This window comes from Shewanella sp. VB17 (assembly GCF_013248905.1).
GTDB lineage: Bacteria > Pseudomonadota > Gammaproteobacteria > Enterobacterales > Shewanellaceae > Shewanella.
The window spans coordinates 1,857,667-1,871,244 of record NZ_JABRVS010000001.1; the positions used below are offsets into that span (position 1 = coordinate 1,857,667).

Below are 13,578 nucleotides of genomic sequence, written 5' to 3' on the forward strand. Positions count from 1 at the left end.
CTATTATAGTGATAAGTGCGTTGAGATGATATTATTGCATGCTAAATATAATGCGTTGATGTAAGTGGTAAGCGAGTAGATAAAAATAAGGTTTAGTGGCATGCTGTATAGTAAAGTAATCAAAAAACTACGCCAGTTAGAAAGTGAACTTAATGCTCATGGCTTGTGGTCAAAAGAGCCTCCTTCCCAAGAAGCAATGATTAGCACATCACCGTTTAGTTGTGATGTGATGTCATTTGAGAATTGGTTACAGTTTATTTTTATTCCCAAAATATATGCATTGATAACATCAAATAGCGAACTTCCATCAAATATCGCCATTGCTCCTATGGCTCATTATGTGTGGAATGTTAAGCCCCACCTAGAGGCTTTAATTATGATTTTATATGATTTGGATAATTTACTCAGTGAACAATGATAACAATGTTGAGCCAGATAATATTAGCCATTTATCAGAAAATGAGCATGAGATAGCGTTTGAAATAGACATATTATTCGAAGATGATGATATTGTTGTTATTCATAAGCCTGCTGGTTTACTCGTTCACCGCTCATACCTCGCGCGTAGAGAACGCTTCTTTGCTATGCAAATGACACGAGATAAAGTGGGTTGTCATGTGTTTCCCGTACACCGCTTAGATAGGCCAACATCGGGGGTATTATTATTTGCTAAAAGCAGTGAAATGGCGAATGTGTTATGTGAACAATTTGCGGCTAAAAAAGTTGAAAAATATTACCTAGCGATTGTGAGGGGGAACATGTACGATGATGGTACTCTCGATTACGCGTTGAAAGTTGAACTTGATAATCATGGCGATAAAGATGTTGATCCAAACAAAGCTGCTCAAGATGCGGTGACCAGTTATCAGCCTCTACTCAATGCGGAGATCCCCTATTCATCTGGGCGATATTCAACGAGCCGATATGCCATGGTTAAGCTTTCTCCGCATACTGGACGCAAGCATCAATTAAGGCGTCATATGGCACATTTGAGGCATCCTATCGTGGGCGACACAACTCATGGAGACGGTAAACAAAATCATTTTTTTAGAGAGCATTTCGCAATAAACAGACTTTGGCTAATCGCCAAAAGCCTTTCTTTTTGGCATCCAAGGACAGGCATAAAAATGACGGTTGAGACAGAACTTGAACCAGAGTGGTTTAAGTTATTTGATGCTTTTGGTTGGGATGATGAAGAATTGGCTTTAGAGCCGTCATTATTGATTGTATAAATGCGCATTTAACACCATACGTGTAGATAGAGTCGCTCAGGTTATTTAGTGACTTTATTATCGTCTTCAGGGTCAATATTCAAATCTTGTGTGTTTAATGGTGGGTCTTGAACTTGTGAATGACTGGCATTATCAGATCTAACGGTTCTAAAGTAACACATACGTCTGATGTGCGCTGCTCGATGTAAATGTTTGAGATGTTTCTGTCGACTAGAATGACGCATTGAGTTTATATCCTTGCAGTTTCATGTAAAGTGAGTTGGCATGAAGCTGTCAATAAAGTATTGTTTAATTATAAAGCTAAATTAATATCTGAGCGATGTATACCATGAAAAAAGTGAATCTGATTTTTGGAACTGTGTATGGAAATGCCCAATTTGTGGCAGAAAGTTTAAGGGATGATATTCAAGCGAAAGGTAGGGAAGTTAAATTATTTCAAAGTGATGAGTTAACAGATTTTATCCCCCCTCAAGATGAAGTGCTGTTAATCGTGTGCTCAACAACGGGTCAAGGTGATGTGCCAGATGATATTCTTCCTTGGTTTGAGATGCTTAAATCCAAGGGGCCTTATCTTCAACATCTGAAATACGGTGTAATAGGGCTAGGAGACACCAGTTACGATACTTTTTGTCGAGCAGGTATACAGTTTGATGAGTTACTGACAGAGTTAGGGGCTCAGCGTATAGGCGAAGTGTTAAAAATTGACGCTTGTGAAACGATGGAGCCTGAAGCAGATGCTAAAGTATGGTTGGAAATTTGGAATCAACAGATAGAAAGATAAATGCCATTTTTTTGGATGAGATGGTCGTAAATAAAAGAGCCGTATAGCTCTTTTATTTACGCTAAATCCTAATTGTTGATTGCCAATAATTTATCAGAGCTGTAGATCGTAGCGATATCTTTAATCTTAACATTCCCTTTGGTATATCGACTGATGTATTTTGCTGTTTTGTCGGCACCATGATTAACGGTAAATTGATGAAATGTTTCACCGTTGCAGACTAAGCGGGGGTAGATTCTTCGTTCATTAATACGGTAATGTTTTACTGTATTATGCAATTTATGCATGCTGTTACTTGCACCTGCTTTACACACATTAACCAGTGCTTTTTCTATGTCAGAATCCATTGCTTCTGAGGTATTAAAGACCAATGGAGTGAAGATAAGTGTTGCAATGATGAGTGGTTTTTTCATAGGTAGCGCCACGTTTTTTCTCATTATGGATACTACAAAGTAAAGTTGTTTTTAGCAGAATAGCTTGTATCAATATCACGCTTAAATGTATCAAAATGTTAATATGGTTTTGATCTTTTGCTTATGTCGATTAAATAAAAAACCCGTCAAAATACGGGTTTTATTTATCTATCAAGTAATTAATAATGCACTTGGCAAAAATTAGTCAACAATTCTGAGTAATTCGTTAATGCCAACTTTGCCACGTGTTTTAGCGTCGACTTTTTTTACAATAATGGCTGCGTAGAGGTTATAGGTACCACATTTTGATGGTAATGTTCCCGAGACGACGACAGAGCCTGCAGGTACTCGTCCATAGTGAATTTCACCTGTTTCGCGATCAAAAATACGCGTACTTTGCCCGAGGTATACGCCCATCGAAATGACGCTACCTTCTTCTACTATAACACCTTCAACCACTTCTGAACGTGCACCGATAAAGCAGTTATCTTCAATAATCGTTGGCCCTGCCTGTAGTGGCTCTAAAACACCACCAATCCCTACTCCACCTGAAAGATGTACATTTTTACCAATTTGAGCACATGAACCAACGGTTGCCCATGTGTCGATCATCGCGCCTTCATCTACATAGGCGCCAAGGTTAACGTATGATGGCATTAAAACGGTATTTTTACCGATAAATGAGCCTTTGCGAACTGCAGCAGGTGGGACGACTCTGATGGCTTCTTTTTTGAAGCGAGCTTCATCGTAATCGGCAAATTTCATCGGGACTTTATCGAAATATTTTGTTTCCGCTCCATCGATAACGGCATTATCGAAGATGCGAAACGAAAGTAATACGGCTTTCTTTAACCATTGGTGAACATGCCATTGGCCATTAATTTTTTCAGCAACCCTAGCTTCGCCGCTGTCCAGTAGGCTAATTGCTTGCTCTACATCTGCACGTACACTCGTGTCTACAGTATTTGGACTGATCTCTGCCCGCATTTCGAAAGCAGCTTCTATGCGTTGGCGTAAAGCTTCCATGAATGTCTCCTGATTATATCATTGACGAATTTATAGTAAAAAATGATTATATACCTAAGTGGTATAAAAATATCTTGGTGAGCAAAAAATAAAATAATGATCCAGTATAATTGATGCGAATGGCCCCTTATTTGATTATTGACTCGGATAAGATGAACGGATCTTATTTTCAGTTAATCTATGTTTGTTTGTCCAGTGCTTTTATTAGGCTTTGTTGGAGGAGATCCTGTTGTTCAAGATCGAGTGCATCACCTTCGATATTTTGCAGCATAAAAAAATCTTCTGCTCGTTCACCAATCGTTGTTATTTTTGCTGCAAGCAAGCTGATGTGACATCGATATAAGGTCTCACCGACTTTTGCTAATAATCCCGGACTGTCTAAAGTAATCAATTCCATCATGCTGGTGCTACTACGTCGAGAAGGCAGAAAACTGACTTGAGTTCTTACTTTAAAGGGCTTCATTTGTCGTGATATTTTTTTAAATTTGGGTAATTTAACCGTATCACTACTCAGTGCTCTGATCAGTGTTTTTCGCAAGCCTTGAATGCGAGATATTTGTGATACAGAGCTGCCATCTTGCTCTAAAATAACAAAGGAATCGAGTACATAGCCATCTTTAGAGGCCATGACACTGGCATCATGAACATTGATGTTTTTATTGTCTAAAATAGCCATGACAGTTGCAAACAATTTAGGTTTATCGGGTGCGTAAATAAAAAGTTCTGTTCCTCCCCGAGTGATGTGTTTTGAGATAAGCACTAAAGGCTCTGCGTGTTGGTGTTTTAAGATGGCATCGCAATGCCACGCAATTTGACTTGCTTGGTAGCGTAAAAAATAATCAGCTTTAAATCTTTGCCAGAGAATATCGATGCTTTTTTCTTTAACACCGCGTCTGAGTAGCTCTTTCTTTGCTTTAGCTTGATGTTCACGTACTCTAGCACGAACATCCACAGGTTTTTCTTTTCCGCGAGCGAGCACTCGTTGGGTGGAAAAATAGAGATCGCGCAATAGAGAACTCTTCCAGCTATTCCAAGTGTTTTCGTTCGTGGCACAAATATCTGCAACAGTGAGGCAGTAAAGATAACTTAAATGGACAGCATCACGGACTTTATCGGCAAATTCTCCTACAACATCAGGATCGGAAATGTCTCGTCTTTGCGCGGTAACAGACATCACTAAGTGATTTTCTACGAGCCAACTGACCAGCCGACCATCGTGATCGTTGAGCCCATGAAGCTTACAAAAATCTAATGCATCGATAGCCCCCAATTTACTGTGATCCCCACCGCGACCTTTGCCTATGTCATGAAAAATAGCAGCGAGTACCAATAGCCCTTTTTTAGGTAATTGATTGATGAGTACAGAGCCTAAGGGGAATTCCTGTTTTTGCTCTGGTTGTGAGAATCGGTCAATATTTTGTAATAACCGATGTGTGTGCTCATCAACTGTATAGGCATGGAAAAGATCGAACTGCATTTGGCCTTCAATTTCTCGCCAAGCTGGCAGGTAGGCTGATAATACTCCATGCCTGTGCATCAAAGAAAGTGACGCTATGCCCCTGGGATGCCGCAATATTTCAGAGAAAATGGCACGGCAGGAAGCCTTATTCATTAAAGCTTCTGTTTGTGAACGTCTCGCTTTTCGTAAGCTTCTGAGGGTGGGGGCATAAATGCCTTGAATATTTGGGTTTTTAGCAGCATGAAGAAATACGTTTAATATTTCCATTGGATCATCAAACAAATGTTCAGTTAAGCTTTCTAGAAAGAGGCCACGTAATTGATAATGTTGATTAATCACCTTTATTTTTAGTGCTTTAGTATCGCCAAGGGTGGCACGCTTAAAAAGCTGAAGCAGCATTTGATTGAGTTCCATTACACGTCGAACTGTACGATAGTAACGTTTCATCATTTGCTCTACGCCAAGCTCCGTAGCGTCTTCATAACCGAGCAAATCGGCTACCTGACGCTGGAGATCAAACAGTAAGCGATTTTCATCTCTGCCGGAAATTATATGCAGCGCGAATCTAAGCTCCCAGAGAAATGACTGGCATTCAAGTAATTCGTCGAGCTCATCAGTTTCTAAGAAACCATGCCCGACGAGATCTTCTGTTTTGGATGCATCGAAATAGCGCATAGCAACCCAGGCCACAGTGTGAATATCTCTTAAACCGCCAGGGCATGTCTTAAGGTTGGGTTCGAGATCGAAGGCATTGGCTTTTGCATGGCGTGCCAGTTGTTCATCACGTTTGGCGATATAAAATTGACTCGGTGGCCAGAACTCATCATTTCTAATACTTGAATAGAGCGTTTGGTATAGGGATTGAGGACCTGATAATAGTCTGGACTCAATTAAGTTTGTGGCGATGGTTACGTCACATCTTCCCAGTGTTAATGTTTCTTCGATACTGCGAACACTATGGCCGACTTCAAGACCGGCGTCCCATAAAAAAGCGATATAGCCACTTAGTGCTTTTTCTTCACAAGGGGTTAACTGGGTGTCAATCAGAAATAATAAGTCTATGTCTGATTGAGGGTGCAGTTCTGCTCTGCCATATCCACCGACGGCAATGAGTGCGATGGGGTAGCTATCAAGCGCTTGTTCGCGCCATTGTTGCTGCAATAAACAATCGACAAATTGGCATCGTAGAGCCACTAACTGCTTGATGTCGCCTTTGAGACGAAATAGGGAAAGTAGTTCATTGTTTTGTTCAAGTAATGCAGTCTTGGCCAGTAGTGCGGGTGAAGTGGTCATCGAGTCCCTTGAGCAAGCTAAGTATTACCGATTTACATCAACAATATCTTGTTGGGTAAATCAGTAATAGCAATGACGTAACTGAAATTAATGATTAATAATTCTTGGGAAGTCCTCTTCACCACGAAGGGTTAATATTTCGACCCCAGTTTTAGTCACTAGTAAGGTATGCTCCCATTGAGCTGATTTTTTACCGTCAGAGGTGGTGACCGTCCAGTTATCATCTTTATCTAAAATACAGGTGTGGCGTCCTGCGTTAATCATAGGCTCTATGGTAAAACACATGCCTGGGCGTAACACGGTTTTATCACTATTTTTGTAGTGCATAACCTGAGGTTCTTCATGGAAACCAGCACCGATCCCATGTCCACAATAATCTTTAACGATACTGTATTTTTCAAGGCCCGTTTTTTTGGTTTTAATAAATTTTTCTACAATGGTGCCAATTTCACCTAATTTCATACCAGGACGGACCTTACGAATACTGGCATAAAGGCTTTCTTGAGCGACACGGCATAGACGCATATCTTTTGGGCTAACGTCTCCTATAAGGAACATTTTTGATGTATCACCATGGAAACCATCTAAGATCACAGTAATATCTAGATTGGCAATATCTCCATCCTTAAGCGGTTTGTCATTAGGGATCCCATGACAAATGACCTCGTTGATTGACGTGCAAATCGATTTTGGAAAACCATGATAATTGAGAGGGGCTGAGATCGCGCCATTTTCTTCTGTAAATGCCGCACAGATATCATTGAGTTCATTCGTCGTCACGCCTACCTTTACAAAAGGGGCTATCATTTCTAATACTTTAGCGGCTAATTCCCCAGCGGCTCGCATTTTTTCAATTTCTTCAGCAGTCTTTATTACTATACTCATTATGCTATCTCTCGGGTCTCATGTGATGACGAATTCAACGTGCAATTTACAGCAAAAATTTGTGTTTGCAATCAGAATATGATATAAAGCGCGCCGTTATGTTTGACTCTAACATCTCTTTATCGCAAATGCCAAGACGGCTCTAATATTCTGTATTAGCGATTTTAGCAGCTGCTGAGAGGTGGGGATTAAAGTATAGCGGCCATTATACATGGCTAAGTTCGTAAACACTAAATCACACACGTGTCGACACATTCTCCGGGGTGCCTGCAAAGGTCGGGGATATGGGATACGTGGAGGTCTAACCCCTAAACTATTTAAGGTATTAAAATGACAACAGTTTCAATGCGCGATATGCTACAAGCCGGTGTTCACTTCGGTCACCAGACTCGTTACTGGAATCCAAAAATGAAGCCATTCATTTTTGGTGCTCGTAACGGTGTTCACATCATTAACCTAGAGCACACTGTGCCTATGTTCAATGAAGCACTTGCTTTCATTAGCAATGTTGCATCAAAGAAAGGTAAAGTTCTTTTCGTTGGTACTAAGCGTGCTGCAAGCGAAGCTATCAAAGAATCTGCTATCTCTTGTGATCAGTATTACGTCGATCACCGCTGGTTAGGCGGCATGTTGACTAACTGGAAAACAGTTCGTCAATCAATCAAACGTCTTAAAGATCTTGAGAGTCAGTCTGTTGATGGCACTTTTGACAAGCTTACTAAGAAAGAAGCGCTGATGCGTACTCGTGAGCTTGATAAGTTAGAAAAATCTCTTGGTGGCATCAAGAACATGGGCGGATTACCAGACGTTATTTTCGTTATTGGTGCTGATCATGAGCATATTGCGATTAAAGAAGCGAATAACTTGGGCATCCCAGTTGTCGCAGTTGTTGATACTAACTCTTCACCAGATGGTATCAACTACATCGTTCCAGGTAACGATGATGCAATGCGTTCTATCCGTTTATACACAGGTTCAGTTGCTGCAGCTGCTAAAGCTGGCCGTGGCCAAGATCTTGCTGTACAAGCAGAACAAGACGGTTTTGTTGAAGCTGAGTAATAGGATTGATGATTTTCATCTCTCATTATTAGCTTAAGCTAGTTGATTGGCGAGCAGGGGCTAAGGCCCCTGTTTTCCTATTTGAAGAATTATTGATAGAGGATTTAACAATGGCAATTACTGCTGCCCAGGTTAAAGAACTTCGTGAGCGCACTGGCGCTGGCATGATGGATTGTAAAAAAGCATTGACAGAAACCGCTGGTGACATTGAACTTGCGATTGAAAATATGCGTAAAAGTGGTGCTGCTAAGGCCGCTAAAAAAGCGGGTAATATTGCTGCTGAAGGTGCAATACTGATTAAAAGTGGTGAAGGTTTTTCTGCGCTGTTAGAAGTCAATTGTCAAACTGATTTCGTGGCAAAAGATTCAAACTTCCTTGCATTTGCTAATTCTGTATTAGAAGTTGCAGCTGCAACTAAAGTGACAATCGAAGACTTACAAGCACAGTTTGAAGAGACACGTGTTGCATTAGTGACTAAAATTGGTGAAAACATCAACGTACGTCGTGTTGTATACATCGATGGTGAAAATGTTGCTTCTTATCGTCACGGTGATCGCATTGGTGTTGTCGTTGCTGGTGATGCAGATCAAGAAACGTTAAAGCACATCGCTATGCACGTTGCTGCTTCTAAGCCTGATTACGTCAATCCTGAAGACGTGCCAGCTGATGTTGTTGAAAAAGAGAAAGCCGTTCAAATCGATATCGCTATGAACGAAGGTAAGCCAGCGGAGATCGCTGAGAAAATGGTTGTTGGTCGTATGAAAAAATTCACCGGTGAAATTGCACTTACTGGTCAAGCTTTTATCATGGAACCTAAGAAAACAGTTGGCGCTATTCTAAAAGAGAAGGGTGCGACTGTATCAAACTTCATTCGTTTAGAAGTGGGTGAAGGCATCGTAAAGAAATCTGAAGATTTTGCAGCTGAAGTTGCTGCAACGCTTGCTGCTACTAAGGCTTAATCCCCTTATTTAAGCCTCCTAGGACCGTAGCAATCGCTGCGGTCTTATTGTATCAACTTACCCATCGGCATAAACCAGGACAATAATAATGAGCACAAACCCTAAACCTGCATTTCGACGTATTCTTCTAAAATTGAGTGGCGAAGCCTTAATGGGAGAAGAAGGCTTTGGTATTGACCCTAAAGTGTTGGATCGTATGGCTCAGGAAATAAAAGAGTTGGTTGAGCTTGGTATTCAAGTCGGTGTGGTTATCGGTGGTGGTAATTTATTCCGTGGTGAAGGACTTGCAAACGCAGGTATGAATCGCGTTGTAGGCGATCACATGGGCATGCTAGCAACGGTAATGAATGGTTTGGCAATGCGAGATGCTTTGCATCGTGCTTATGTAAATGCAAGATTAATGTCAGCTATCCCACTTAAAGGTGTCTGTGATGATTACAATTGGGCCGAAGCGATTAGCTTGCTCAAAACGGGCCGTGTGGTTATTTTTGCCGCTGGAACAGGTAATCCTTTTTGTACGACGGATTCCGCAGCGTGTTTACGTGGCATTGAAATTGAAGCTGAAGTTGTATTGAAAGGAACAAAAGTAGACGGCGTTTACTCAGATGATCCAGTTAAAAACCCAGATGCTGTAAAGTACGATGAAATGGGTTACGATGAGATACTTGAAAAAGAATTAAAAGTAATGGATCTTGCTGCATTTACAATGGCCAGAGATCACGATATGCCGTTACTGGTATTTAATATGAACAAGCCTGGTGCTCTACGTCGCGTGATTATGGGCGAGCAGGAAGGAACGATGATCAAAGCTAAAAATAAATCCACTGTCAGCGAGTAACTTAGTTGGTTTGTGCATTAACTAAGCGTGGTAAAGTCAGCTAAACGAGTGATGGATTTTTAATCATCTCTTTTTTTAATTGAAAAGAAACAAGCATTCAGAGACCCATAAGGATAATTGACGTGATAAACGAAATTAAAAAAGATGCTAAGGAACGCATGGAAAAATGTGTTGAAGCAACTAAGACTCAAATGGCTAAGGTTCGTACAGGCCGTGCACATCCGAGTTTGTTAGATTCGATTAAAGTGCCTTACTACGGTTCTTTAACGCCATTAAAGCAGGTGGGTAATGTCTCAATTGAAGATTCTCGTACACTGGCTATTTCAGTATTCGACACCACAATGATCCCCGCTGTTGAAAAAGCGATCATGAGTTCAGATCTTGGTTTAAACCCAATGTCAGCCGGTGCAACGATCAGAGTGCCTCTTCCAGCGTTGACAGAGCAACGCCGTAAGGATTTAATTAAGGTTGTACGTGCAGAAGCGGAAAATGGCCGTATTGCTGTTCGTAATGTACGTCGTGACGCTAATTCAGATGTTAAAGGATTAGAAAAAGATAAAGAATGTACCGAAGATGATGTTCGCCGTAGTGAAGATGAAGTGCAGAAATTTACTGATGCTCATATAAAACTGATTGACGAAATATTAGCAGCAAAAGAAGCCGAATTGATGGAAGTCTAATCTCTGACTAAGACACTAGAGTTAATGCGCCGTGTAGAGGTATAATACGCGGCGTTTGTCTATTTAAAAGGTTCTAATAGATGTCGATCGATTCCCAATCAGGTTCAGAGCTTTCAGCTGAGGCATTGGCTGAGCTTGTTAAGCTTTCTACTCCAAAGCATGTTGCTATTATTATGGATGGCAATGGTCGTTGGGCCCAGGCGCAAGGGAAACCTAGGGTCATGGGGCATAAAGCAGGCGTTAAAATGGTGAGACGTGCGGTAAGCACGGCCAGAGAAATGGGGATTGGCTCATTAACACTCTTTGCTTTTTCGAGTGAAAATTGGCGTCGGCCCGATAAAGAAGTGACTCTTTTGATGGAGCTGTTTTTTACCGTGCTTCAACGAGAAATAAAACTGCTGCATAAAAATGGTGTGAGACTGAATATCATTGGCGATGTGAGTCGTTTTTCTCAGCGACTGCAAAAACAGATCGCTGCTGCTGAAGCCAAAACGATTGATAATAGCAGTATGACCCTCAATATCGCTGCGAACTATGGTGGTCGTTGGGATATTATGCAGGCCGCTCAAATATTGGCTAAAAAAGTCGAAAGTGGTGAAATGAACAGCAGTCAGTTCACTGAACAGGCTTTAAATGCGCATTTAAGCATGCAAAATCAACCTGAAGTTGATTTAATGATCCGTACGGGGGGGGATTATCGAATTAGTAACTTTATTCTCTGGCAAGCAGCTTATGCAGAACTGGTGTTTACCGATACACTGTGGCCTGATTTTGATGAATGTGCATTTAAGCAAGCAGTGGCGACTTTTGCTTCACGACAACGTCGATTTGGTTTGACGGGGTGTCAAATAGAGTCGCTGAAAAAAACGACATAATTTTTAGAAGGGACAGTTTTGCTAAAACAACGAATAATAACGGCAATTTGGTTAATACCCTTAGTTTTTGGGGCTATTTTTGGGCTCTCTACTGAATTTTTTTCATGGATTCTTATTGGTGTATTTCTAATAGCGGCAAAAGAGTGGGGACAGATAATTGATAAAAGTTGCCAGATGACACAATGGAGCTTCACTATCACTATTGGCATCTTATTGGTCGCGCTTAATGTGTTTGTGCCAAGTGACGAACTTTGGTTTAAAGAAAAGCTTCACCCTGTCTATTTATCGATTATCTTAATTGGCACTATGTGGTGGTTTTTTTCTTTTTTATTAGTGATTTCATTCCCTAAAAGTGCCAAGTTATGGCAAAAAAGTCATATGTTCAAATCAATGTTTGGTCAGTTGACGCTTATTCCATGCTTTACCGCTTTGGTGGCATTGAAAGGATTGAGCAGTGGATCAGATCCTTATTATGGTGGCTCATTAGTTTTTTTAGTCATGTTAGTGGTATGGGCAACTGATAGTGGTGCTTATTTTGCAGGTAAGGCACTTGGACGTACTAAGTTAATGCCTAATGTTAGCCCTGCTAAAACCTTAGAAGGGTTAGCTGGGGGATTGGTGATGAGTATGGTTGTCGCCTTTGGGATCATGCAAGTCTCACCCCAACAGGAACTAGGATTGGTCGTTTGCGTGACTCTTTTTATTGCTTTGGTTTCTGCTGTTGGTGATCTATCAGAGAGCATGTTTAAACGGGTTGCACAAATTAAAGATTCTGGTAAAGCTTTACCTGGCCATGGTGGAGTGTTAGATCGTATCGATAGCTTAACTGCAGCACTGCCAGTATTTACATTAATCTATATCGTATTCTGGATGTAACGTTATGCAGAAAATGGTTATTTTAGGCGCAACAGGTTCAATCGGGACAAGTACTCTCAGTGTGATCAGTGTTAACCCTGAGGCATATTCAGTTTATGCGCTAGTGGCCAACACTAACGTTGATAAAATGCTTGTTTTGTGTGAACGGTATAAGCCTAACGTCGTTCATATGGTTGATACGCAAGCGGCGCTATCTTTACAGGCTCGTTTAGATAATAAGTTACATATTGAAGTGACGACAGGTGAAGATCAGCTTAATAGTTTGGTGACAGCAAGCTGTGTCGATACTGTCATGGCTGCGATTGTGGGAGCGGCTGGGTTAGTGCCGACTTTGGCGGCTGTTAAAGCTGGTAAACGAGTGCTATTAGCCAATAAAGAGTCTTTAGTGATGTCAGGGAGACTCTTTATTGAAGAGATGCGCAGATCGGGTGCTCAAGTCTTGCCTGTTGACAGTGAGCATAATGCTATATTTCAAGCATTACCAGAATCGGTACAGCAAAATATTGGTGTGTGTGAATTAGATCAAGCTGGGGTTTCTCACATATTGTTAACTGGATCGGGTGGGCCATTTTTGACATCAGATCTCAATTCGTTAGCACAAATGACTCCAGCACAAGCCTGTCAGCATCCCAATTGGACTATGGGTCGCAAGATATCGGTTGATTCCGCGAGTATGATGAATAAGGGACTTGAATATATTGAGGCGCGTTGGCTATTTAATGCTTCGGCTGAGCAGCTAAAAGTCGTGATCCATCCTCAAAGCGTTATACATTCTATGGTTCAGTACCGAGACGGCTCAGTGCTTGCCCAATTGGGGTGTCCTGATATGCGCACTCCTATAGCACATTGCCTGTCTTACCCACAAAGAACTTACTCTGGAGTTGAACCTTTAGATTTTTTCAAAGTCGGACAGTTAAGTTTCTTAGAACCTGACTTTACACGATTTCCCTGTTTATCATTGGCGATAGAAGCCTGTGAACAAGGGCAGGAAGCTGCCACAGTGTTAAATGCAGCAAACGAGATCTCAGTGGCTGCATTTTTGAATAATGAAATTAACTTTACCGATATCGCAAAAGTAAATGAAATTTGTTTAAGTCAAGTTGAAAAACTAAACCTAAACAGTATTGATGATATTTTAGCATTGGATGTACAGACTCGTGTCTATGCTTCAGAATGGGTAAGCAAAATTTAACGGAGCGTAG

Annotated in this window: 15 protein-coding genes; 10 read left to right on the plus strand and 5 right to left on the minus strand. The window is 41.1% G+C overall.

Annotated features, from left to right (window positions below; translation table 11 throughout):
* The first annotated feature begins 100 nt into the window (after nt 1–100).
* Both HQQ94_RS07850 and truC read left to right on the plus strand, forming a co-directional pair.
* Nucleotides 101–418 carry a YqcC family protein gene (locus tag HQQ94_RS07850; protein WP_173293893.1) on the plus strand — a complete coding sequence of 106 codons (318 nt, stop codon included), beginning with the start codon at nt 101–103 and terminating at the stop codon, nt 416–418.
* Nucleotides 387–1,232, plus strand: a complete 846-nt coding sequence (gene truC / locus HQQ94_RS07855; protein ID WP_173293894.1) for a tRNA pseudouridine(65) synthase TruC — start codon at nt 387–389, stop codon at nt 1,230–1,232. The genes HQQ94_RS07850 and truC overlap by 32 nt, the downstream gene beginning before the upstream one ends.
* Before the next feature lie 41 nt (nt 1,233–1,273).
* Here truC and HQQ94_RS07860 read toward each other — a convergent pair whose 3' ends face one another.
* Nucleotides 1,274–1,456 carry a hypothetical protein gene (locus tag HQQ94_RS07860; protein WP_173293895.1) on the minus strand — a complete coding sequence of 61 codons (183 nt, stop codon included), beginning with the start codon at nt 1,454–1,456 and terminating at the stop codon, nt 1,274–1,276.
* A gap of 104 nt (nt 1,457–1,560) precedes the next feature.
* Between HQQ94_RS07860 and HQQ94_RS07865 the strand changes: the two genes are divergently transcribed.
* Nucleotides 1,561–2,013 (plus strand): flavodoxin, encoded by a 453-nt coding sequence (locus tag HQQ94_RS07865; RefSeq protein WP_173293896.1) that lies wholly within the window; start codon nt 1,561–1,563, stop codon nt 2,011–2,013.
* A 68-nt stretch (nt 2,014–2,081) separates the two neighbouring features.
* On the opposite strand, the gene HQQ94_RS07870 is transcribed toward HQQ94_RS07865, so the two are convergent.
* From HQQ94_RS07870 to map, 4 genes are all read right to left on the minus strand, one after another.
* Complete coding sequence (locus HQQ94_RS07870; protein ID WP_173293897.1) at nt 2,082–2,426, minus strand: DUF3718 domain-containing protein; 345 nt, start codon at nt 2,424–2,426, stop codon at nt 2,082–2,084.
* 201 nt (nt 2,427–2,627) lie between these two features.
* Nucleotides 2,628–3,452, minus strand: a complete 825-nt coding sequence (gene dapD, locus HQQ94_RS07875; protein WP_173293898.1) for a 2,3,4,5-tetrahydropyridine-2,6-dicarboxylate N-succinyltransferase — start codon at nt 3,450–3,452, stop codon at nt 2,628–2,630.
* Nucleotides 3,453–3,630: 178 nt separating this feature from the next.
* Complete coding sequence (glnD, locus tag HQQ94_RS07880) at nt 3,631–6,204, minus strand: bifunctional uridylyltransferase/uridylyl-removing protein GlnD (protein WP_173293899.1); 2,574 nt, start codon at nt 6,202–6,204, stop codon at nt 3,631–3,633.
* An 87-nt stretch (nt 6,205–6,291) separates the two neighbouring features.
* Nucleotides 6,292–7,089 (minus strand): type I methionyl aminopeptidase, encoded by a 798-nt coding sequence (gene map / locus HQQ94_RS07885; protein WP_173293900.1) that lies wholly within the window; start codon nt 7,087–7,089, stop codon nt 6,292–6,294.
* Between the two features lie 330 nt (nt 7,090–7,419).
* Here map and rpsB point away from each other — a divergent pair, with 330 nt between their 5' ends.
* From rpsB to ispC, 7 genes are all read left to right on the plus strand, one after another.
* Nucleotides 7,420–8,148, plus strand: coding sequence for a 30S ribosomal protein S2 (gene rpsB, locus HQQ94_RS07890; protein ID WP_173293901.1), 729 nt, complete (start codon nt 7,420–7,422; stop codon nt 8,146–8,148).
* A 110-nt stretch (nt 8,149–8,258) separates the two neighbouring features.
* On the plus strand, nt 8,259–9,107 hold the full coding sequence (gene tsf, locus HQQ94_RS07895) for a translation elongation factor Ts (RefSeq protein WP_173293902.1): 849 nt from the start codon (nt 8,259–8,261) through the stop codon (nt 9,105–9,107).
* 88 nt (nt 9,108–9,195) lie between these two features.
* A complete protein-coding gene (gene pyrH / locus HQQ94_RS07900) occupies nt 9,196–9,945 on the plus strand; it encodes a UMP kinase (RefSeq protein WP_173293903.1) in 750 nt (249 codons plus the stop codon).
* 122 nt (nt 9,946–10,067) lie between these two features.
* Nucleotides 10,068–10,625, plus strand: coding sequence for a ribosome recycling factor (gene frr / locus HQQ94_RS07905; RefSeq protein WP_173293904.1), 558 nt, complete (start codon nt 10,068–10,070; stop codon nt 10,623–10,625).
* Between the two features lie 80 nt (nt 10,626–10,705).
* On the plus strand, nt 10,706–11,500 hold the full coding sequence (uppS, locus tag HQQ94_RS07910) for a polyprenyl diphosphate synthase (protein WP_173293905.1): 795 nt from the start codon (nt 10,706–10,708) through the stop codon (nt 11,498–11,500).
* Nucleotides 11,501–11,518: 18 nt separating this feature from the next.
* Entirely contained in the window at nt 11,519–12,376 is an 858-nt protein-coding gene (locus HQQ94_RS07915) for a phosphatidate cytidylyltransferase (RefSeq protein ID WP_173293906.1), read from the plus strand.
* Between the two features lie 4 nt (nt 12,377–12,380).
* Complete coding sequence (ispC, locus tag HQQ94_RS07920) at nt 12,381–13,568, plus strand: 1-deoxy-D-xylulose-5-phosphate reductoisomerase (RefSeq protein WP_173293907.1); 1,188 nt, start codon at nt 12,381–12,383, stop codon at nt 13,566–13,568.
* Nucleotides 13,569–13,578 lie beyond the last annotated feature (10 nt).

Bases quoted from the DNA above. Each gene is read 5' to 3' on its own strand.
- map (WP_173293900.1), bottom strand. From the start codon at position 7,089: ATGAGTATAGTAATAAAGACTGCTGAAGAAATTGAAAAAATGCGAGCC.
- glnD (WP_173293899.1), bottom strand. From the start codon at position 6,204: ATGACCACTTCACCCGCACTACTGGCCAAGACTGCATTACTTGAACAA.
- HQQ94_RS07860 (WP_173293895.1), bottom strand. From the start codon at position 1,456: ATGCGTCATTCTAGTCGACAGAAACATCTCAAACATTTACATCGAGCA.
- HQQ94_RS07870 (WP_173293897.1), bottom strand. From the start codon at position 2,426: ATGAAAAAACCACTCATCATTGCAACACTTATCTTCACTCCATTGGTC.
- pyrH (WP_173293903.1), top strand. From the start codon at position 9,196: ATGAGCACAAACCCTAAACCTGCATTTCGACGTATTCTTCTAAAATTG.
- uppS (WP_173293905.1), top strand. From the start codon at position 10,706: ATGTCGATCGATTCCCAATCAGGTTCAGAGCTTTCAGCTGAGGCATTG.
- truC (WP_173293894.1), top strand. From the start codon at position 387: ATGATTTGGATAATTTACTCAGTGAACAATGATAACAATGTTGAGCCA.
- dapD (WP_173293898.1), bottom strand. From the start codon at position 3,452: ATGGAAGCTTTACGCCAACGCATAGAAGCTGCTTTCGAAATGCGGGCA.
- tsf (WP_173293902.1), top strand. From the start codon at position 8,259: ATGGCAATTACTGCTGCCCAGGTTAAAGAACTTCGTGAGCGCACTGGC.
- HQQ94_RS07865 (WP_173293896.1), top strand. From the start codon at position 1,561: ATGAAAAAAGTGAATCTGATTTTTGGAACTGTGTATGGAAATGCCCAA.
- ispC (WP_173293907.1), top strand. From the start codon at position 12,381: ATGCAGAAAATGGTTATTTTAGGCGCAACAGGTTCAATCGGGACAAGT.
- HQQ94_RS07850 (WP_173293893.1), top strand. From the start codon at position 101: ATGCTGTATAGTAAAGTAATCAAAAAACTACGCCAGTTAGAAAGTGAA.
- rpsB (WP_173293901.1), top strand. From the start codon at position 7,420: ATGACAACAGTTTCAATGCGCGATATGCTACAAGCCGGTGTTCACTTC.